General features: G+C 72.2%; 16 protein-coding genes. 8 read left to right on the top strand and 8 right to left on the bottom strand.

Annotated features, from left to right (window positions below; genetic code table 11):
* The first annotated feature begins 161 nt into the window (after positions 1 to 161).
* Positions 162 to 1100, top strand: coding sequence for a cation diffusion facilitator family transporter (locus tag ACP4IX_RS25065; RefSeq protein WP_426517304.1), 939 nt, complete (start codon positions 162 to 164; stop codon positions 1098 to 1100).
* Positions 1101 to 1513: 413 nt separating this feature from the next.
* On the top strand, positions 1514 to 2107 hold the full coding sequence (gene idi / locus ACP4IX_RS25060; protein WP_426556673.1) for an isopentenyl-diphosphate Delta-isomerase: 594 nt from the start codon (positions 1514 to 1516) through the stop codon (positions 2105 to 2107).
* Positions 2108 to 2152: 45 nt separating this feature from the next.
* Here the strand turns inward: idi and ACP4IX_RS25055 are convergent, their stop codons facing one another.
* The gene (locus tag ACP4IX_RS25055; protein ID WP_426517804.1) at positions 2153 to 2614 is read right to left on the bottom strand and encodes an ATP-binding protein; all 462 of its coding nucleotides are present in this window, start codon (positions 2612 to 2614) and stop codon (positions 2153 to 2155) included.
* 203 nt (positions 2615 to 2817) lie between these two features.
* Between ACP4IX_RS25055 and ACP4IX_RS25050 the strand changes: the two genes are divergently transcribed.
* From ACP4IX_RS25050 to ACP4IX_RS25035, 4 genes are all read left to right on the top strand, one after another.
* A complete protein-coding gene (locus tag ACP4IX_RS25050; RefSeq protein ID WP_426556672.1) occupies positions 2818 to 3585 on the top strand; it encodes an enoyl-CoA hydratase/isomerase family protein in 768 nt (255 codons plus the stop codon).
* Positions 3586 to 3676: 91 nt separating this feature from the next.
* Complete coding sequence (locus tag ACP4IX_RS25045; RefSeq protein ID WP_426517308.1) at positions 3677 to 4546, top strand: SCO6745 family protein; 870 nt, start codon at positions 3677 to 3679, stop codon at positions 4544 to 4546.
* A 93-nt stretch (positions 4547 to 4639) separates the two neighbouring features.
* The gene (locus tag ACP4IX_RS25040) at positions 4640 to 4771 is read left to right on the top strand and encodes an LPFR motif small protein (protein WP_426517310.1); all 132 of its coding nucleotides are present in this window, start codon (positions 4640 to 4642) and stop codon (positions 4769 to 4771) included.
* Positions 4772 to 4890: 119 nt separating this feature from the next.
* Positions 4891 to 7266, top strand: coding sequence for a Tex family protein (locus tag ACP4IX_RS25035; RefSeq protein WP_426556671.1), 2376 nt, complete (start codon positions 4891 to 4893; stop codon positions 7264 to 7266).
* Between the two features lie 124 nt (positions 7267 to 7390).
* Here ACP4IX_RS25035 and ACP4IX_RS25030 read toward each other — a convergent pair whose 3' ends face one another.
* The gene (locus ACP4IX_RS25030) at positions 7391 to 9031 is read right to left on the bottom strand and encodes an ABC-F family ATP-binding cassette domain-containing protein (RefSeq protein WP_426517314.1); all 1641 of its coding nucleotides are present in this window, start codon (positions 9029 to 9031) and stop codon (positions 7391 to 7393) included.
* A gap of 35 nt (positions 9032 to 9066) precedes the next feature.
* A complete protein-coding gene (locus tag ACP4IX_RS25025) occupies positions 9067 to 10098 on the bottom strand; it encodes an oxidoreductase (RefSeq protein WP_426517315.1) in 1032 nt (343 codons plus the stop codon).
* Positions 10099 to 10164: 66 nt separating this feature from the next.
* On the opposite strand from ACP4IX_RS25025, the gene ACP4IX_RS25020 reads away from it, so the two are divergent.
* Positions 10165 to 11118, top strand: a complete 954-nt coding sequence (locus ACP4IX_RS25020; protein ID WP_426556670.1) for an FAD-dependent oxidoreductase — start codon at positions 10165 to 10167, stop codon at positions 11116 to 11118.
* Between the two features lie 84 nt (positions 11119 to 11202).
* On the opposite strand, the gene ACP4IX_RS25015 is transcribed toward ACP4IX_RS25020, so the two are convergent.
* From ACP4IX_RS25015 to ACP4IX_RS25005, 3 genes are all read right to left on the bottom strand, one after another.
* Positions 11203 to 12933, bottom strand: a complete 1731-nt coding sequence (locus ACP4IX_RS25015) for a BCCT family transporter (protein WP_426517319.1) — start codon at positions 12931 to 12933, stop codon at positions 11203 to 11205.
* Positions 12934 to 13013: 80 nt separating this feature from the next.
* Positions 13014 to 14309: a M14 family metallopeptidase gene (locus ACP4IX_RS25010; protein ID WP_426556669.1), complete on the bottom strand. Its 1296-nt coding sequence runs from the start codon at positions 14307 to 14309 to the stop codon at positions 13014 to 13016.
* The gene (locus ACP4IX_RS25005) at positions 14306 to 16267 is read right to left on the bottom strand and encodes a Xaa-Pro dipeptidyl-peptidase (protein WP_426556668.1); all 1962 of its coding nucleotides are present in this window, start codon (positions 16265 to 16267) and stop codon (positions 14306 to 14308) included. Before ACP4IX_RS25005 ends, ACP4IX_RS25010 begins: the two co-directional genes overlap by 4 nt.
* Positions 16268 to 16447: 180 nt before the next feature.
* Between ACP4IX_RS25005 and ACP4IX_RS25000 the strand changes: the two genes are divergently transcribed.
* Positions 16448 to 17941, top strand: coding sequence for a M1 family metallopeptidase (locus ACP4IX_RS25000; RefSeq protein WP_426556667.1), 1494 nt, complete (start codon positions 16448 to 16450; stop codon positions 17939 to 17941).
* 32 nt (positions 17942 to 17973) lie between these two features.
* On the opposite strand, the gene ACP4IX_RS24995 is transcribed toward ACP4IX_RS25000, so the two are convergent.
* A complete protein-coding gene (locus tag ACP4IX_RS24995; protein ID WP_426556666.1) occupies positions 17974 to 18459 on the bottom strand; it encodes a macro domain-containing protein in 486 nt (161 codons plus the stop codon).
* A gap of 54 nt (positions 18460 to 18513) precedes the next feature.
* Positions 18514 to 19983 carry an amino acid permease gene (locus ACP4IX_RS24990; RefSeq protein ID WP_426556665.1) on the bottom strand — a complete coding sequence of 490 codons (1470 nt, stop codon included), beginning with the start codon at positions 19981 to 19983 and terminating at the stop codon, positions 18514 to 18516.
* Positions 19984 to 20137 lie beyond the last annotated feature (154 nt).

Raw genomic sequence — 20137 nt, 5'->3', positions numbered from 1 at the left:
GGGGCCGCGTGCCCGCACCCGCGCGGCGCTCTGACCTGCACAACGTTTCCGCAGGTCAGGGCACATGACAACGGTGTTCAGTGCCGCGTTGCCGGATACCCCCTACCCGTAGTTCACTGTGCTCCGAACGCGGACGCCGACGCACAGAGAGGCTGCTTCCCATGGGGGCTGGGCACGATCACGGGCATGCGCACGGGGCGCACGCCGGCACCACGGCGACGGCCGCGTACCGGGGCAGGCTGCGGGTCGCGCTGGGGATCACGCTCACCGTCATGGTCGTCGAGATCGTCGGCGGTGTGCTCGCCGACTCGCTCGCGCTGATCGCCGACGCCGCGCACATGGCGACGGACGCGCTGGGACTCGGCATGGCGCTGCTCGCCATTCACTTCGCGAACCGGCCGCCGAGCGACCGGCGCACCTTCGGCTTCGCCCGCGCCGAGATCCTCGCCGCCCTGGCCAACTGCCTGCTGCTGCTCGGGGTCGGCGGTTACGTCCTGTACGAGGCGATCGAGCGGTTCGTCACACCCGCAGGCACCGCGGGCGGGCTGACCGTCGTCTTCGGCGCGATCGGCCTGGTGGCGAACATGGTGTCGCTGACGCTGCTGATGCGGGGCCAGAAGGAGAGCCTGAACGTGCGGGGCGCCTTCCTCGAGGTGGCGGCGGACGCACTGGGCTCCCTGGCGGTGATCGTCTCGGCGCTGGTGATCCTGGCCACCGGCTGGCAGCCGGCCGACCCCCTCGCCTCACTGGTCATCGGCCTGATGATCGTGCCGCGCACCTGGCGGCTGCTGCGCGAGACCCTGGACGTACTGCTGGAGGCCGCGCCCAAGGGCGTGGACATCGCCGAGGTGCGCGCCCACATACTGGCGTTGGACGGGGTCGAGGACGTCCACGACCTGCACGCCTGGACGATCACCTCGGGTATGCCGGTGCTGTCGGCGCACGTGGTGGTGAGCGGCGAGGTGCTGAGCGCGATCGGCCACGAGAAGATGCTCCACGAGTTGCAGGGCTGCCTCGGCGACCACTTCGACGTGGAGCACTGCACCTTCCAGCTGGAGCCCGGCGGCCACGCGGAGCACGAGGCGCGGTTGTGCCACTGAGGCACGGTGTCACCGGAGAACCGCGGCAAAGCACGTACATCCAGGGGCACACACATACGGGGGCACATACGTCCGGGGGGCACGTGCGCACGGAGGCACGCACGTCCGGGGGCGCGTGCACACGGGGACCCGTGCGTTCGTGGGCACGTGCGTTCGGGCACCCCGCGGATCGCGAGCCGTCCCCGCCGCTCGTCCCCCGTACGTCTCCCCGCGGAACTCCCCCGGCCACGCCGCGGACGGTTCCCGGCCCTCGGCGCCGGGCACGATGATCACTTGGGCCCCTCCTCGGCGTCCGACCGGTGACGACCGCCGCCCGCGCCACCGCGCGGGACATGCGGGAGTGCCGGGAAGTGCCGAGAGCGCCGGATTCGTACGGCACACTTGGGGCGCGAGGACCGACGTGAAGGATGGGTATGCCGATCACTCCTGCCACCGCGACGCACAGTTCGTCGAACGGCACCGCAGACGCGATTTTGCTGGAACTGGTCGACGAGAACGGCGTGACGCTCGGCACCGCGGAGAAGCTCTCCGCGCACCAGCCTCCGGGGCAGCTGCACCGCGCCTTCTCCGTGTTCCTCTTCGACGAGCGGGGCCGGCTGCTGCTCCAGCAGCGGGCGCTGGGCAAGTACCACTCCCCCGGCGTGTGGTCCAACACCTGCTGCGGTCACCCCTACCCGGGCGAGGCCCCCTTCGCGGCGGCGGCCCGGCGGACGTACGAGGAGCTGGGTGTCTCCCCGTCCCTGCTCGCCGAGGCGGGCACGGTGCGCTACAACCACCCGGACCCGGCCTCAGGACTGGTCGAACAGGAGTACAACCACCTGTTCGTCGGCCTGGTGCAGGCAGCGCCGCGGCCCGACCCGGAGGAGGTGGCCGAGACGGCGTTCGTGTCCCCGGCCGAGCTGACCGAACGGCACGGCAAGGACACCTTCTCGGCGTGGTTCATGACGGTGCTGGACGCGGCCCGGCCCGCCGTCCGCGAGCTGACGGGCCCGTCCGCCGGCTGGTGAGCGGCCCTGCCGCCGGGCGCGCTCGCGCGTCCCCGGCCTCACGGGTCAGTACACCTGGCGCGGGGCCTGCTTGAGCGGCAGGGCCACCCAGATCACCTTGCCGCCGCTCGCCGTGTGGGCCACGTCACAGGATCCGCCCGCCTCCCGGGTGATCTCCCGGACCAGGAGCAGCCCGCGTCCGCCCGTCCGGCCGTGGTCCGTCTCCAGGGCGGTCGGGCGGTAGGGGTGGCTGTCCTCCACGGAAACCCGCACCCACTCGGGCCCGACGGCGACCTCCACGGCGAGCACCGGCGACAGCACCGCCGCGTGCCGGACGGCGTTCGTGACCAGCTCCGAGACGATCAGGAGCAGGCCCTCGGCCACGTCGTCACAGACCGGTACGCCCTGGCGCGCCAGCAGGTCCCGCACGGCGTGCCGCGCCTGCGGGACCGACGCGTCCTCGGCGGGGGCGGTGAACCGCCAGACGCCTTCGTACGGAAGCGGCTGCGCGGGCCCGGTCTCGTCCATCGTCCGGTCGCCACCCTCGGGCTCGATTGTCACCACACCCCTGAGTGTTGGTAACGGGTCACTCCGCTCCGGAGAACTGAACACAAGTCAGCAGGTATCGAACGGTTCTGACCGTTGGCGTATGACACGGTCAGTTGTTGGACCGTTCCTGTCTCCCGCACCGTCCGCGCGAGCCCAACGGGCCGACGGATAACATCCGGCGCATGGAGCCGCAGCTGCTGCACCGGGTCGCCGACTCGGTCGCCACCGTCGTCGTCCACCACCCGGCCAAGCGCAACGCCATGACGGTCGCGATGTGGCGGGCACTGCCCGAGCTGCTCGACACCCTGGCGGCGGATCCGGCGGTACGGGCGCTGGTGCTCACCGGTGAGGGAGCCACGTTCTGCGCCGGTGCCGACATCTCCACCCTGCGGGAGTCGGCGGAGGCCGCGCAGCAGCTCGCCGTCCGCGCGGAGGAGGCGCTGGCGGCCTTCCCCAAGCCGACGCTTGCGGCGGTCCGCGGTCACTGCGTGGGCGGCGGGGCCCAGTTGGCGGCCGCCTGCGACCTGCGGTTCGCCGAGGAGTCGGCGTTGTTCGGGGTGACCCCGGCCAAGCTGGGGGTCGTGTATCCGGCCTCCTCGACCCGGCGGCTGGTGACGCTGACGGGGCCGGCCACCGCGAAGTACCTGCTGTTCTCCGGCGAGTTGATCGACGCCGCGCGGGCGCTGCGCACCGGTCTGGTCGACGAGGTGCTGCCGGAGGGCGGACTCGGCAAGCGGGTCGAGGAGTTCACCCGGGTGCTGGCGTCCCGCTCGCAGCTGACGCAGGCCGCGGCGAAGGAGTTCGCGAACGGGCGCGAGGACCGGGACGCGTACTGGACCGCGCAGGCGCGCGGCAGCGGCGACACCGCGGAGGGGGTCGCCGCCTTCCTGGAGCGCAGGCAGCCTCGCTTCGGCTGGAGTGTGCCGGGGAGCGCGCCGTCGCCGGGCTGAACCGGCTCCCACCGCGGAACGTCCGGCGGCCGCCAGGAAGAGGGCCGGTGACACCTGGAGGACGTACTGAGCGGTTGGTAACGTGCCGGGCATGACCACTGCCGCCATCGACGCCCGCGCCGGCCGCCGCTGCCACAACGCGCTCAACTCTCTGCACTCGACGCTCTACTTCTCGCCCGACCTGGGCCGGGAACTGGGCGCCCTCGGGGTCACCGACCCCCGGGCCGTCAACTTCGCCGTGCGTGCCGCCGCGCTGGGGCCGGTCGGCGCCGGCGCCGTCACGGCGACGTTCTACAACTACAAGCACGACCTGGTGGCCCGGCACGTGCCCGCGGTGTGGGAGACCGTCACTCCGGAACAGGCCCTGGCGGCACGCGCGCGTGCCGTCGACGCGACGCTGCGCCGCCTGCTCGGCGAGGAGATCCTGACGTCGGCGGAGCTGTCGGAGGCGGCCGGGCTGGCGCTGCGCGCCGCCGAGGGGTGCTCCCGCGGCGCCCGCCCGCTGTACTCGGCCCACGCGGACCTGCCCGTGCCCGACGAGCCGCACCTGGCGCTCTGGCACGCGGCGACCCTGCTGCGCGAGCACCGGGGCGACGGCCACCTCGCCGCCCTCGCGGCCGCGGGCCTCGACGGTCTGGAGGCGCTGGTGACGCACACCGCGACCGGCAAGGGCATGACACCGAAGTGGATCTTCACCACCCGCGGCTGGAGCCGGGAGGAGTGGGACGCGGCGACGGACCGGCTCCGTGACCGTGGGCTGATCGACGACGCCGGCGAGCTGACCGAGCGGGGCGTGGCGCTGCGCGACGGGATCGAGCGGGAGACGGACCGGCTGGACGCGGCCCCCTACGCGCGCCTGGGGGCGGACGGGGTGGCCCGTCTGACGGAACTCGCAACCGGTTTCGCGCGTACGGCGCTCGGTGCGGGGGCCTTCCCGGCGGACCTGCTCGGCAAGCGCTGAGCGGGTTCCGGCCGCCGGCGGGCATGTCCGGCCGATCCGGAGGTACCCGTGTCTCTCCCGGCCGGAGGGGCCGGGAGAGGAAAGGGGCTTTTCGTGTTCCGTGCGATCGCAGACGTACTGCGCCAGATCGGTGGCGCCGTCGCCACCGTCGTGACGCTTCCCTTCCGGGCGCTGGCCCGGCTCTTCGGCGGGGCGTCGTCCTCCGCCCGCGGCCGCAGGGTGTGACCCCCGGCTCCGGCACCGCCTCTCACACGCGACCGGCCCGGGTGGCGCCCTGATCCCCGATTGTCGGCGCCACCTGCCACAATTGCCGCGCAACCTCTGTGAGAAGGCGGTACCGGATCGTGACGACACCCGGGTCCAGCGCGTCCATCGACGTGAGGTCCATCGAAGGCAGGATCGCCGAGGAACTCGGCGTACGGGAGCGGCAGGTGAAGGCCGCGGTGGAGCTGCTCGACGGCGGCTCGACAGTGCCCTTCATCGCCCGCTACCGCAAGGAAGCGACCGAGATGCTCGACGACGCGCAGCTGCGCACGCTCGAGGAGCGGCTGCGCTATCTGCGGGAGCTGGAGGAGCGGCGTACGGCGGTCCTCGAGTCGGTACGCGAGCAGGGCAAGCTCACCGAGGAGCTCGAGGCACGCATCCGCACCGCCCAGACCAAGGCGCGCCTGGAGGACGTCTACCTGCCGTACAAGCCCAAGCGGCGCACGAAGGCGCAGATCGCGCGTGAGGCGGGCCTGGAGCCGCTGGCCGAGGGGCTGCTCGCCGACGCGTCCGTGGAGCCGCTCGCCGCGGCCGCGGCGTTCGTCGACGCCGGCAAGGGCGTGGCGGACCCGCAGGCCGCCCTGGACGGGGCGAGGTCGATCCTCACGGAGAAGTTCTCGGAGGACGCCGACCTGATCGGCGAGCTGCGCGAGCGGATGTGGGCACGCGGGCGGCTCGCCGCCAAGGTGAAGGAGGGCAAGGAGGAGGCCGGCGCCAAGTTCGCCGACTACTTCGACTTCGCCGAGCCGTTCACCGACCTGCCCTCGCACCGCGTCCTCGCGATGCTGCGCGGCGAGAAGGAGGACGTCCTCGACCTCGTCCTGGAGCCCGAGGAGGCCACCGACGGGCCGTCGTCGTACGAGGGGATCGTCGCGAGCCGCTTCGGGATCGCCGACCGCGGCCGGGCCGCCGACAAGTGGCTGACGGACACGGTCCGCTGGGCCTGGCGCACCCGCATCCTGGTGCACCTCGGCATCGACATGAGGCTGCGGCTGCGCACGGCCGCGGAGGACGAGGCGGTGAACGTCTTCGCCGCCAACCTGCGCGACCTGCTGCTGGCCGCCCCCGCGGGCACCCGCGCGACGCTCGGTCTGGACCCGGGCTTCCGTACGGGCGTGAAGGTGGCCGTGGTCGACGCGACCGGCAAGGTCGTGGCCACGGACGTGATCCACCCGCACGTCCCGGCCAACCGGTGGGACGAGGCGATCGCCAAGCTGGCGCGGCTGGCCGAGGAGCACGCGGTCGAACTGGTCGCCATCGGCAACGGCACGGCGTCCCGCGAGACCGACAAACTGGCCGGGGAACTCATCACCAGGCACCCGGAGTTGAAGCTCACCAAGGTGATGGTGTCCGAGGCGGGCGCCTCCGTGTACTCGGCCTCCGCCTTCGCCTCCCAGGAACTGCCCGACATGGACGTCTCGCTGCGCGGCGCGGTGTCGATCGCCCGGCGGCTGCAGGACCCGCTGGCCGAGCTCGTGAAGATCGATCCGAAGTCGATCGGCGTCGGTCAGTACCAGCACGACCTGTCCGAGGTGAAGCTGTCGCGCTCGCTGGACGCGGTCGTCGAGGACTGTGTGAACGGCGTGGGCGTGGACGTCAACACGGCGTCCGCGCCGCTGCTCGCCCGCGTGTCCGGCATCACCTCCGGGCTCGCCGAGAACATCGTCGCCCACCGGGACTCGAACGGGCCGTTCACCTCGCGGACCGAGCTGAAGAAGGTGTCGCGGCTCGGGCCCAAGGCGTACGAGCAGTGCGCGGGCTTCCTGCGGATCCGCGGCGGCACCGACCCGCTGGACGCCTCGAGCGTGCACCCCGAGGCGTACCCGGTGGTGCGCCGGATGGTGAAGACCGCCGGGCAGGAGGTGGCCGGCCTGATCGGCAACACCTCCGTGCTGCGGTCGCTGCGGCCGGCGGAGTTCGTGGACGAGACGTTCGGTCTGCCGACGGTCACGGACATCCTGAGGGAGCTGGAGAAGCCCGGGCGCGACCCTCGGCCCGCCTTCAGGACGGCCACCTTCAAGGAAGGCGTGGAGAAGATCTCCGACCTGTCCGCCGGGATGGTCCTGGAGGGTGTCGTGACGAATGTCGCGGCCTTCGGGGCGTTCGTGGACGTCGGGGTGCACCAGGACGGGCTGGTGCACGTGTCCGCGATGTCGAAGACGTTCGTGAAGGATCCGCGGGACGTGGTGAAGCCCGGGGACATCGTCAAGGTGAAGGTGATGGACGTCGACATCCCGCGGAAGCGGATCTCGTTGACGTTGCGGCTGGACGACGAGGCCGCTCCGCAGGGTGCGCAGGGAGAGCAGAAGCGGGAACGCGGGGGCAAGCCGCCGAGGCAGCGGCGGCAGCAGCAGGCGTCCGGCGGTGGTGGCGGCGGCAAGGGGCGGTCGTCGGCGGCGCCTGCTCCGTCCAACGGCGCGATGGCTGACGCGTTGCGGCGGGCCGGATTGGCGTAGGCGACCGGCGGAGGTGGCGGGGTGCGCGGGCCGGCGCTCGCCGGGCGCCCCGCGCCCACCGGTGCCGCCCCCGGGAGTACCTCCCCGGCCGTTCGGACACCGGGGAGGCACGAATGCCCGGGATTCAGCGCTCCGTCACCTTGCCGTCCGTCACCTCCAGGCGGCGGGTCACGCGTACCGCGTCCAGCATTCGCCTGTCGTGGGTGATCAGGAGCAGCGTGCCCTCGTAGGAGTCCAGGGCCGACTCCAGTTGTTCGATGGCCGGCAGGTCGAGGTGGTTGGTCGGTTCGTCCAGGATCAGCAGGTTGACGCCTGAGCCCTGGAGGAGGGCCAGGGCCGCCCTGGTGCGTTCGCCCGGGGAGAGGGACGATGCCGGGCGCACGACGTGGTCCGCCTTGAGGGCGAACTTGGCCAGGAGGGTGCGGATGTCGGCCGGTTCGGTGTCGGGGATCGCCGTCCGGAAGGCGTCGAGCAGGGACTCGGGGCCGTGGAACAGCTTGCGCGCCTGGTCGACCTCGCCGAGCAGGACACCGGAGCCGAGCGCCGCGTGTCCGGCGTCGAGCGGGACGCGGCCCAGGAGAGCGGCGAGCAGCGTGGACTTGCCCGCGCCGTTCGCTCCCGTGACCGCCACCCGGTCCGCCCAGTCGATCTGCAGGGAGACCGGCCCGAGGACGAAGTCGCCGCGTCGGACCTCGGCGTCGCGCAGGGTGGCGACCACCGCGCCCGAGCGCGGCGCCGACGCGATCTCCATGCGCAGGTCCCACTCCTTGCGCGGCTCCTCGACGACGTCCAGGCGTTCGATCATGCGCTGGGTCTGGCGGGCCTTGGCGGCCTGCTTCTCGCTGGCCTCGCTGCGGAACTTGCGGCCGACCTTGTCGTTGTCGTTGCCCGCCTTGCGCCGGGCGTTCTTGACGCCCTTGTCCATCCAGGTGCGCTGCATCTGCGCCCGGTCCTGGAGGGACGCCCGCTTGTCGGCGTACTCCTGGTACTCGTCGCGGGCGTGCCGGCGGGCCACCTCGCGTTCCTCCAGGTAGGCCTCGTACCCGCCGCCGTAGAGGTTGATCTGCCGCTGGGCGAGGTCGAGTTCGAGGACCTTGGTGACCGTGCGGGTGAGGAACTCGCGGTCGTGGCTGACGACGACGGTGCCCGCGCGCAGGCCGGTCACGAAGCGTTCGAGGCGCTCCAGGCCGTCCAGGTCGAGGTCGTTGGTCGGCTCGTCGAGCAGGAAGACGTCGTAGCGGGAGAGGAGGAGGGAGGCGAGACCGGCCCGTGCGGCCTGCCCGCCGGACAGGGACGTCATCGGCTGGTCGAGGCCGACGGTCAGGCCGAGCGCGTCGGCGGTCTCCGCGGCGCGGTCGTCGAGGTCGGCGCCGCCCAGGGCGAGCCAGCGCTCCAGGCTGGTCGCGTAGGCGTCGTCGGCGCCCGGCGCGCCGTCGACCAGGGCCTGGGTGGCCTCGTCCATGGCGCGCTGGGCCTCGGTGACGCCGGTGCGGCGGGCCAGGAAGGCCCGGACGGTCTCGCCGGGCCGGCGCTCCGGCTCCTGCGGGAGGTGGCCGACGGCGGCGGCGGGCGGGGACAGGCGCAGCTCGCCCTGTTCCGGGGTGATCAGCCCGGCGAGCATCCGCAGGAGGGTGGACTTGCCCGCGCCGTTGGCTCCGACGAGTCCGATCACGTCGCCGGGCGCGACGACGAGGTCGAGCCCGGTGAACAGGGAGCGGTCGCCGTGGCCGGCGGCGAGGTTCTTGGCGACGAGGGTGGCAGTCATCAGACCGTCGATCCTAACGGCGGTCCGCGGCCCGCTCAGCCGGGTTTCCCGTGCGTCACCGCGGCCACCAGCACGCTTCCGGGGGCCCGCGCCACCACGAAGGACTCCCCCTTCACCGCCCGGGCGTCCAGGGCGACGCGGTGGCCGCCCGCTTCGAGTACGCCGTCGAAGACCTCATGGGTGTGGGTGCGGCGCAGGCGGTCCAGACGGTAGGCGGTGAGCCGTACCCGGCAGGGGGAGGTGACCTCGACGTCCGCGGCGGTGCCGGTCGCCGTCAGGCGGGTCAGCCGGCGCCGCTCGGCCGGGCCGGCGTCCAGGGCGTGTTCGGTCTGGGCGACGAGCAGCGGGACGATCGGGGCGAGGCCGTCGACGTGGGCCACGTCCAGCCCGGCGTCGGCGAAGGCGCGGAGTGCGGCCGCCCGCGCCGCCTCGGGGACCGCGCGGCCGAAGACGACGGCGCCGTAGGCCCGCAGTTCGTCGGCCGGTACGTCACCGGCGTCATGGGTGATGTCGGCGCCGATCCCGATGGTGCGCAGCGCGGCGGCGAGCTTGGCGAGCAGGGCGACGCGGGCGCCGATCAGCAGGACCCGTCGGCGGATGTGCGCGGAGCCGTCGAGCAGGGCGGCGAGGGCCGCGCGGTACTCGGCGCCGGGGAAGCGGTACGGGCCGATGCCGTGGTAGCCGTTGAACTCCAGGTCGGCGTGTTCGCCGGTCTGCCAGGCGAAGTCCCGCCAGACGAAGTCGTCGCCGTCCCGCAGGATCACGGCGGTCACCGCGCCGCAGGCCAGGTCCTCGCACTCGGGGCAGCCGTAGATGACGTACCGGCCGCCGGGCAGGGGGGCGTCGCTCTCCAGGAGCAGGCTGCGGACCTGCGCGGCGAAGATCGCGGGCGGCACGTCGGAGGCGAGCGGGGAGACGGCGTCCAGATCGGAGAGGCGGAACAGCAGGGGACGTCCGTCGACGATGAAGTCCACGAAGTCGCGGTGGACCTGGTAGTCGCCGTCGGCGAGGACGCCACCGGCGCGCATCGCCGGGGCCAGACCGAAGGTCGCGTACTCGGCAGCCATGCGGTGAGTATTCCCGGGGCGGGACCGCTTCGAGCACGGCATGGTGCATTCCGCTAACGTCCCGGTGTGGGAACCGAACTGGATGACGAAGTCGTCGTGGTCGGCGGCGGTGTGATCGGGCTGACGACGGCCGTCGTTCTCGCCGAGCGCGGCAGGCGGGTGCGGCTGTGGTCGCGGGAGCCCGTCGAGCGGACCACCTCGGCGGTCGCGGGTGCGCTGTGGTGGCCGTACCGCATCGAGCCGGTGGCGTCGGCGCGCGCGTGGGCGCTGCGCTCCCTGGACGTGTACGAGGAGATGGCGGCGCGGCCCGGGGAGAGCGGCGTACGCATGGTCGAAGGGGTGCTGGGCGAGACCGGCCTGGACGAGGTGGGCACGTGGGCGGCCGCCCGGCTGCCGGGCTTGCGTGCGGCGACCCCGGAGGAGTACGGCGGGTCGGGGCTGTGGGCGCGGCTGCCGCTCATCGACATGTCGACCCATCTGCCGTGGCTGCGGCAGCGGTTGGTGTCCGCGGGCGGCGTGGTGGAGACGCGGGCGGTGGCCGGTCCGGCCGAGGCCGACGCGCCGGTCGTGGTCAACTGCACCGGGCTGGGCGCCCGGGAGCTGGTCCCGGACCCGTCCGTGCGTCCGGTGCGCGGGCAACTGGTCGTCGTGGAGAACCCGGGCATCCGGACCTGGGCGGTCTCCACCGATCCCGTCTCCGGGGAGATGGCGTACTTCTTCCCGCAGCCCGGCCGGCTGGTCCTGGGCGGTACGGCCGAGGAGGACGCCTGGTCGGCCGAGCCGGACCCGGCGGTCGCGGAGGCGATCGTACGGCGGTGCGCGGCGCTGCGGCCCGAGATCGCCGGGGCGAGGGTGCTCGGGCACCTGGTGGGCCTGCGGCCCGCGCGGGACGCCGTACGGCTGGAGCGCGAGCCGCTGGCGGACGGGCGGGTGCTGGTGCACAACTACGGCCACGGCGGCGCGGGCGTCACCGTGGCCTGGGGCTGCGCGCGGGAGGCGGCCGGCCTCGCCTGCCGCTGACCCGCGCCCGGGGACCGGAGGGGCCGGCGCGCGGGTGCGTGCCGGCCCCTCCGGTCCCCCGTCGGCCGATCGCCTCGGTGGCGGTCAGTGGTGCTTGCCGATCGGATCGCCCTCCACGTCCGTGCCGGGGCCCGGGCCGATGCGGATCTCGAAGTCGCCCTCGTACCGCTTGTGGCCCTCGATGACGGCCAGCTCGACGGCTTCGGAGGCCATCTCACCGCGCACCATGAGGGGGTCGCGGCGCAGGTCGCGCATGAGGGCGACGCACATGAAGATCATCACGATGACGAAGGGCGCCGCCGCGAGGATCGTGAGGTTCTGCAGACCGGTGAGCGCGTCGCCCTCGCCGCTGCCGACCAGGAGCATGATGGCGGCGACCGCGCCGGTCACCACACCCCAGAACACCACGACCCAGCGGCTGGGTTCGAGCGCGCCCTTCTGCGAGAGGGTGCCCATCACGATGGAGGCCGCGTCGGCGCCCGAGACGAAGAAGATGCCGACGAGGACCATCACCAGCAGGCTGGTGACGGTGGCGATGGGGTACTCCTGCAGCACGGCGAAGAGCCGGCCCTCCGGGGTCGTCTCGTCGCCGAGCCGGTTCTGCTCCTGAAGCCTCATCGCCGAGCCGCCGAAGATCGCGAACCAGACCAGGCTGACCGTGCTGGGGACGAGGATGACGCCGCCGATGAACTGGCGGATGGTGCGGCCCCGGCTGATGCGGGCGATGAACATGCCGACGAAGGGCGTCCAGGAGATCCACCACGCCCAGTAGAAGACCGTCCAGCTGCCCAGCCAGTCGGCGACGCCCTCGCCGCCGCTGATCTCGGTGCGGCCGGCCATCTCGGGCAGGTCGCCGAGGTAGGCGAAGACCGAGGTCGGCAGCAGGTCGAGGATGAGGATGGTCGGGCCCGCCGCGAACACGAACACGACGAGGAGCAGGGCCAGCACCATGTTGGTGTTGGACAGCCACTGGATGCCCTTCTCGACGCCGGAGACCGCGGAGGCCACGAACGCCACGGTCAGCACCGCGATGATGCCGACCAGCAGGCCGGTGCTGACCTTGTCCATCCAGTCGAGCTTCTCGACACCGGAGCCGATCTGCAGCGCGCCGAGGCCGAGCGAGGCAGCGGAGCCGAAGACCGTCGCGATGATGGCCAGGATGTCGATGACCCGGCCGCTGACCCCGTTGGCGTGCTTCTCGCCGATGAGCGGCGTGAACACGGCGCTGATGGTCTGACGGCGGCGCCTGCGGAACGTGCTGTAGGCGATGCCGAGGCCGACCACCGCGTAGATCGCCCACGGGTGGAGCGTCCAGTGGAACAGGGTGGTGGCCATGGCCGTCGCCATGCGGTCGCCGGAGTCGGCGGGGCTGCTGCCCGGCGGGGCGGCCGTGTAGTGCGCCAGCGGCTCGCTCACGCCCCAGAACATCAGGCCGATGCCCATGCCCGCGCTGAACATCATGGCGACCCAGGACACCGTGCGGAACTCGGGTTTCTCCCCCTCGGCGCCGAGGTGGATGCGGCCGTAGCGGCTGGCCGCGAGCCAGAGCGCGAAGACGACGAAGCCGGAGGCGGCCAGCACGAACGCCCAGCCGCCGTTGTGCATCAGGCCGCTGAGCAAGGTGCCGGAGGCGTCCTCCAGCGAGTCGGTGCCGGCGGCGCCCCAGATGACGAAGGCCAGGGTCAGGACAGCCGTGACGCCGAAGACGACGCGGTCGGTCCGGGGTTTGTGCTCCCGCCCCGGCAGGCCCGCTTCCGAACCCGGCAGCGTGCCTCTTTCGTGGTGTTCCTTGTCGCTCGGTCGGTCCTGCGTCACAGGCGGCACCTTTCAAGTCGGTGAGGCTGAAAACAATCCTCCGTTACGCCCTTACCACGTGCGACGCAGAACTCACCTCATCAGCAGTGGGTGTCGGGTTCACCCACCGTCAAGCGGTACGTCGCTCGCTCGTCCAGGAGCAGCGGCACGAGGGCGCGCAGCGGCTGGCGCAGCGGTACGTAGGCGCCCTTCTCCCCGTCCGGACGCGCACGTACACCATGGAGGGCCAGTTCGTCCTTCAGGTCCGTGTACTGGGCGGAGGTGAGCCGGTAGCCGCAGGGCGGGTCCGCGATCACCTCGGTGGGCTCGGCCGGGTCGTTGTCCGCGCCGCCGAGGTACACGGCCCCGGAGTCGGCCGGGCCGGACCGGCGGGCGGCCGCGGTGGCCGCCTCGACGTGTCCGCGCCGCTGGTCGGCGTAGCGGAACATGCCGTCCAGGGCCGCGAGCTGGGACTTCACCCGGCGCCGGTTGTTCAGGGCCTCGTCCTCGCGCTCGGCGTCGGTGAGCGCGTCGACGCGGCTCTCGATGAGCAGGCCGACCGAGTGCTTCACGCCGGACATGTTCCGCAGGATGCGTTCCTGGCCGTCGCCCGCGGTCTGCTTGACCGGGTCGCCGGTGACGGGGTCGGTCCAGATGCCGTAGGTGCCGGTCGAGTGGCCGGCCCGCTCGGCGGCGGGGCGGACGTACGTGCCGGACAGGGCGCGGGCCTCGTCGTGGACCCGGGTGTGGGTGTTGAGGTTGCGGGGCCAGAGGTCGAAGAGGTCCTTGTCGTAGTACGGGGGTGTGGCGCCGTACTCGTGCAGGTCGTAGAGGACGTCGGGGCGCTGGTCGCGGACGACGGCGGCGAGGGCGCGGGCCTCGGCCGTCTTCAGGGCAAGGTGGTCGCGGTTGACGTCCACGCCGTCGCCGTTGCCGCGGGTGTCGGCGGCCCGGCCGTCGGGGTTGGCGGTGGGCACGACCAGCACGGTGGTGCGGTCCAGGAAGCGCCGGGTCCGCCGGTCCGTCGCGTAGGCCAGGTCGCGCACGGTGGACAGGCAGGCCTCGCGGCCGGAGGGCTCGTCGCCGTGCTGGCTGCACACGAGGAGCACCTTGTTCGGGGCGGCGGGCCTGCCGATCGTCACCAGTTGGAGGGGGCGGTTCTGCTTCGTGGTGCCGATGCGGTCGACGGCGACGCGGTCGCTCGCCCGGTCGGCGGCGGCCAGCAGCGCCTGCTCCTCGGGCTGGCTGGTCCAGCGGGCGCCGTGCGTCTTCTCGAAGCCGGTGCGGGGCGGGTGGTGTGCGGGGCCGGCGGCCTGGGCCGGTGCGGTGAGGAGGGACGCGGCGAAGGCCGCGGTGGCCGCCGCGGTGGTTACGGTGAGGGTGCGCAGGCGGTTCATCGGCCTCCCTTCGGGACGCGGTGGGTCGTGTGCGGCGCGGTCACGCCGTCGAGGGGCGCGGGTGCGGGAGCGGCGGTCGCGGTACCGGCGGTGGCCTCGGCGAACGCGGCGGTGCCGCCGACGAACGGTACGCGTGCCGACGTGCGGGAGAGGTCCACGGTGAGTGTCGGCGTGTCGGCGGGAGGGTCGATGAGGTCCTTGTCGGTGCCCCCGACGATGAGCGCGAGCCGGTGGCCGGCCGGGACGACGTGGTCGGTGGCGGCGAGGTCGAGGGTGATGGTGTACGCCTTGCCCGGGGTGAGCGGGCGGCCCCGCCACTTGGACGCGTGGTTGCCGAGGTCGGCCCAGCCGCGGCTGACGACCGTGTAGTCCACGTCGGTGGTCTTCGCCGCCGTCTCCCGGTAGCACGAGCTGTCGCCCGGGGTGCTCGGGCCCCAGCAGGTGCGGTCGGTGAGGGTGGTGATGCCCTCGCCGGGGTCGGCGTAGTCGCGGATGGTGTCGGGGCCGAGGTCGACGAGGACGGCGGAGAGGTGGGCCGTCGGGGTGCTGGACCGGGCGGTGACGGTGACCTCGGAGGCGCCGGACAGGCGCAGGTCGCGGGTGAGCGGACCGGTGACGAAACCGGCCTTGCCCGGGGTGGGCTCGTCGATGTGCGCGGCCCAGTCGGTCTCGTCCAGCGCGGGGTCGTCGGTGAAGGTCTCGGTGCCGTGGTCCCGGCGCAGTCCGAGCGTGCCGACGCCCGGTCGCTCGCCGTCGGCGGGGCGCAGGGTCGTGGTGGCGGTGGAACGCGGCGGCCAGGTCCTCGACGTCTCCCACTGGTCGGGCCCGCGTTCGATGTCGGCCATGGGCTCGCGGTCGATGCCGTTGTCGTGGCCGAGCAGTTCGTGGTCGAACCAGCGGTGCAGGGTGTCGACCCACTCGGCGCGGCGGAAGTCGAAGGGGTCGACGTGGCCGGTCCGGGAGAGCCATATCTTGCGGTCGACGCCGTTCTTCGCGAGGGCGTTCCACCACGGGCCGACGTGCTGCATGCGGACGTTGAGGTCCTGCATGCCGTGGACGAGGAAGACGCTCGCCTTCACCTTGCTCGCGGCCTTCACGTAGTCGCGCTCGGTCCACGGCTTCGTCCAGTCGCCGGTGCGCGGGGCACCGTCGACGAGCCTCTGCTGGACGGCGTCGCACTTCGCGCGCGCGTCGGGGCTGTTGACGTAGTCGGACAGCCATTCCGGGCCGGAGTCGTACAGCGGGGCGCCCTGGCTGAAGTAGTAGTCGTACCAGGAGGAGATGGCGGCGATCGGGACGATGGTCTCCAGGCCCTCGACGCCGGTGGCGGCGACACCGTTCGCCACGGTGCCGTCCCAGCTCTTGCCGATCATGCCCGTCCTGCCGTTGGTCCAGCCCGCCTGGGCGCGCTCGCCGCCGGTGCGGCTGGTGTACGCCTTCCCGCGCCCGTTCAGCCAGTCGACGACGGCCTTCGCGGACTGGACGTCGGAGCGTCCGCCGACGTCGACACAGCCGTCGGAGCGGTTGGTGCCGGCCAGGTCGACGCCGACGAAGGCGTAGCCGCGGGGCACGAAGTAGTTGTCGTAGTACAGCGGCATCCCGTCGACGTCGCCGTCGGCGTCGTACGTCTTCTTCTGGCTCTCGTTGCCGCGCCCGCAGCAGGAGTAGTACGGGCTGGCGTCCATGATGACGGGGACCTTCCGGCCCTGCCGCGCGGGTTCGCGGGGGCGGACGATGTCGACGGCGACGCGGTCGTCCTCGCCGTCGCCGTCCCCGTCGTGGCCGGTGTCCACCCAGACGGCCTCGCGGATGGCGTCCTCGTAGGAGTGGACCGGTTCGCTCTGTCGCGGGGTTGCGGGGTGCGCCGCCGCGACGGGTGTGAGGAAGGTTGCCATGAGAGCGGCCGTGGCCGCCGTCGCGAGCGGTCTCCAGATCGTGAAGCGCGTGCGTATCGGCATGCGCGGGACGGTACATCGGTCGACTCCCGCGCAGAAGAGGGCGTCGGGTGTCTCCTCGAGCCGGGTGTCGCGACACGGCCGAATGGCAAACGTGTGACAGGGCGGCCGTGGACACGACTGCACGCACAAGGGACGAATAGGCTCCGAACAGACCTCGTGCCCCGACGACTTGGAGCTTTCGTGCACCGCAGCATCATCGTGCCGGGCGCGCTGGGCGCCGCTTCCCTCATGCTGGCGATCCCGGCGTCGGCGGCGGCCCCCTCCCCCGGCGCTCCGGGTATCGGCGACCCCTACTACCCGGCGTACGGCAACGGCGGATACGACGTCTCCCACTACGACCTGCGCCTGAGGTACCGGCCCGCCACGGACCGGCTGGAGGGGACGGCGACGATCCTGGCCCGCACCACCCAGGACCTGTCGCGGTTCAACCTGGACTTCCTGCTCGACGTCGGCGAGGTTCGCGTGAACGGCGCCGATGCGTCCTTCGCGGCCTCGGGCGAGCACGAGCTGGAGATCACCCCGAGGAGCCCGCTGGCCAAGGGCACACCCGTCACCGTCGTCGTCCGCTACAGCGGCGTGCCGTCCTCTAAGAAGGCGTACGGCTTCACCAGTTGGCACCGCACCCCGGACGGAGGCGTCGGCGCGAGCGAGCCGGAGGCGGCCTGGTGGTGGTTCCCCAGCAACGACCACCCGCTCGACAAGGCCACCTACGACGTGTCGGTGCAGGTTCCGGACGGCACCCAGGCCGTCTCCAACGGCACGCTCCGGTCGACGAGTTCACGGCTGGGCTGGACCCGGTTCAACTGGCGCTCCGACAAACCGCAGGCCACGTATCTGGCCACGCTGGCGGTCGGCCGGTTCGACCTCACCACCGGCACGACCGAGAGCGGCATCCCGGTCGTCAACGCCTACAGCAAGGACCTGGGCGCGAACGACGGCGCGGCGCGGGCCAGCGTGGAACGGACCGGGGAGGTCGCCGACTGGCTGGCCGGGTACTTCGGGCCCTACCCGTTCGACGCGCTCGGCGGATACGTGCCGAACACGGACACCGGGTACGCGCTGGAGACGCAGACCCGTCCGTTCTACAGCCCCCGGCAGTTCGCGATCGGGTCGAACGTGTCCGTCGTCGTGCACGAGCTGGCCCACCAGTGGTACGGCGACCTGGTCTCCGTGCGCGGCTGGAAGGACATCTGGCTCAACGAGGGCTTCGCGCGGTACGCCCAGTGGCTGTGGTCCGAACATGAGGGCGAGGGCACGGCGCAGGAGCTGGCCGACTACACGTACGCCTCCCGCCCGGCCGACGACCCGTTCTGGACGGTGAAGCCCGGCGATCCGGGGCCGGACAACCAGTTCGACATCGCGGTCTACGACCGGGGCGCGCTGGCCGTGCACGCGCTGCGCGACGAGGTCGGGGACGAGGACTTCTTCGCGATCCTCAAGGGATGGCCCGCGCGGTACGCCCACGGCAACGCCTCCGTCACCGACTTCCGGCGGTACGCCGAGGAGGTCTCCGGCAAGCCGCTGGCCGCGCTGTTCGACACCTGGCTGTTCCAGCCGTCGAGACCCGACGCTCCGGCGGCGCGCGCGGCGTCCCTCGCGAAGGCGTCGGACGCGCCCGTGCGCCCACGGTCGTGGCGGAAGATCGCCGCGACGAACGACGTGCACGAGCACTGAGCGCTGGCCACTGGGCACTGGGCCGGCAGGTCTCAGGCGGCGTCGCCGTGGTCGTAGACCGTCACGGGGACGCCGCGCCGGGCCAGGCGCTCGGTGATGAGCGGTTCGACTCGGGACCATTTGCCGCCGGCCAGGCCGCAGCCTATGCGGGGCATGTGCACGGACGCCTGGAGCTCGGCCGCCCTGTCGGCGAGGCGGCCGAGTGCCGTGTCGATCGCCTCGTAGCGCACGGGGACGCCCTTGCTGCCGGTCCTCATGCCGCGCTGGCCGATCATGTTGGCCACCCACGCGTACGGCTCGACCTGGACGAGCTGGACCGCGCCCAGCCCGAAGTCGTTGGAGGCGCGGTCGCGGTGCCAGGCGCGGTAGGCCGCCTCGGGTTCCGGCCAGCGGCGTGACACGGCCAGGACGAAGCCCTTGCCCCAGCCGCCGAGGTCGTTGCAGACGTGGGCGATTATCTTGACGCCCTTGACCGACGGGACGGTGGCGTCACCCCGGACATACCTGATCTCCGACATGACGCCACAGTAGAGGCCACCACTGACAGTGGCCGCGGCCCGGGGCACCCTGTCCTATGGGGTGAGGCTGCCCAGCTCCTGGTCGGCGTTCCGCGCCACCCGGCGGCGCACGCCGAACCAGCCGGCGACCAGCATGACGGCGAGCACGGGAATGAGCAGGAGGGTCTTGCGGCCGACCTCGGGGTCGTTCCACATCATGCCGAGGCACGCCAGCAGGAAGACGATCGTGGCGATCTCCGTGACCGGGCTGCCGGGCAGGCGGAAGTGCGGCCGGGCGACCAGGCCCGCGCGCGCCCGGCGCACGAAGACCAGGTGGCAGACCATGATGATCACCCAGGTGCTGATGATGCCCAGGGAGGCGACGTTCAGCACGATCTCGAAGGCCTTGCTCGGCACCAGGTAGTTCAGGCCGACGCCGAGGACGCAGACCCCGCAGGTCAGCAGGATGCCGCCGTAGGGCACCTGGCTGCGGCTCATCACGCTGGTGAACCTGGGCGCGGAGCCCGCCATCGCCATGGAGCGCAGGATGCGGCCGGTGGAGTACAGGCCGGAGTTCAGGGACGACATCGCGGCGGTGAGGACCACGAGGTTCATCACGTCACCGGCCGCCGGGACACCGATCCTCGACAGGACGGTGACGAACGGGCTCTCGTCGCCGGAGTAGAGCGAGCCGGGCAGCAGCAGGGCCAGCAGGACGACCGAGCCGACGTAGAACAGGGCGACACGCCACATGATCGAGTTCACCGCGCGCGGGACGACCTTCTCCGGCTCGGCGGTCTCACCCGCGGCGACACCGACCAGTTCGAGGGCCGCGTACGCGAAGATCACGCCCTGCATCACCAGGACGACGGGCATCACGCCGTGCGGGAAGACGCCCCCGTTGTCCGTGATGACGCTCACGCCCGGGGTCTGGCCCCCCACGTCGTGCTGGGTGGCCAGCAGGAAGATGCCGATCAGCATGAAGCCGACGAGGGTGGCGACCTTGATGATCGCGAACCAGAACTCCATCTCACCGAAGATCTTCACCGAGATGAGGTTCACCGCCAGGACCACCGCGAGGGCGATCAGCGCGAGCACCCATTGGGGGATGCTCGTGAACATGCTCCAGTAGTGCGTGTACAACGCGATCGCGGTGATGTCGGCGATACCGGTCGTCGACCAGTTCAGGAAGTACATCCAGCCGGCGACGTAGGCGCCCTTCTCGCCGAGGAACTCGCGCGCGTAGGACACGAAGGATCCGGAGGAGGGCCGGTAGAGCACCAGCTCACCGAGTGCCCGGACCACGAAGAAGGCGAAGACGCCGCAGACGAGGTAGGCGATCGCGAGCGCCGGGCCCGCGTCGCGCAGGCGCCCGCCGGCGCCGAGGAAGAGGCCGGTGCCTATCGCGCCGCCGATGGCGATCATGTTGACGTGGCGGGCCTTGAGGCCCTTGCTGTATCCGGCGTCCCCCGCGTCCGCGGGGATGGTCCCGGTCGCCTGGGGGTGGGCGGCGGCCTGTGCCGTGTCGACGGCGTCCTTGCTCACGGGTGGTTCCACTCTCTGGTGCCCTCGGGCGGGGTGCGCCCGAGTCGTCCGTACCTGTGTTCCGGGCCCGCACCACCCATGGACGGCACAGACCAAGGCAGCACTTTCCCACGACTCTGCGTGGGCATGCGATGGTCCATGTCACACAGCGTGA

The organism is Streptomyces sp. WG5, assembly GCF_049974565.1.
GTDB lineage: Bacteria > Actinomycetota > Actinomycetes > Streptomycetales > Streptomycetaceae > Streptomyces.
This window is presented reverse-complemented; position numbering and strand designations above follow the sequence as displayed.